This window comes from Marinobacter sp. UBA2498 (genome assembly GCF_002341575.1).
GTDB classification, from domain to species: domain Bacteria; phylum Pseudomonadota; class Gammaproteobacteria; order Pseudomonadales; family Oleiphilaceae; genus Marinobacter; species Marinobacter manganoxydans.
Genome location: NZ_DDOI01000109.1, coordinates 14,907 through 15,575 on the forward strand (window position 1 = coordinate 14,907; position 669 = coordinate 15,575).

General features: G+C 57.2%; 1 protein-coding gene. It reads left to right on the plus strand.

Annotated elements, in window-relative coordinates; genetic code table 11:
- On the plus strand, positions 1 to 582 hold a 582-nt coding region (coaE, locus tag B2W52_RS15315), incomplete at its 5' end, for a dephospho-CoA kinase (RefSeq protein WP_286803686.1).
- Between the last annotated feature and the right edge of the window lie 87 nt (positions 583 to 669).

A 669-nucleotide genomic window follows, 5' to 3' on the forward strand; every position in this document is an offset into this window, starting at 1 on the left:
ACCGGCGGGATTGGTTCCGGAAAATCCACTGTGGCTCGCCTGTTCGGTAACCTTGGCGTGCACTGGGTGGATGCCGATGATGTTGCCCGGGAGGTGGTTGAGCCCGGTACGCCAGCGCTTGCTGAGATTGCAAAGCACTTTGGGGAGGAGATTCTCACGCCCGAGGGTGCATTGGATCGTGCGCAGCTTCGCGCAATTGTCTTTCAGGAGCCGGAAGAGCGGGCCTGGCTGGAGTCGCTGTTGCATCCAATCATCCGCGAGGAATTGATTCGGCAGTTGAACCCGGAGAACTACCAGCTTCCCTACGTGCTTTTGGTTTCCCCTCTTCTTCTCGAGACCGACCAGCACGAACTGGTTGACCGCATTATCGTGATCGACGTGCCCAAGGACGTTCAACTTGAACGCACCATGGCTCGTGACACCAACTCTCGAGAACAGGTTGAACGGATCATTGCGGCTCAGATGTCGCGCGAAGATCGGCTGGCGCGGGCGGATGAGGTGATTGATAATGACCGCCCTCTGGATGATGTAACGCGTCAGGTGCGGGAACTGCATGAGCGGTTGTTGGTGGACTTTGGCTGATCGGTTTTTCCGCTATCGTCTTGCAGGTCTGGCGGCTGCACTCACTCTCACATTGTCTTCTCCAAGCCACAGCATCGAGCCGGTGTT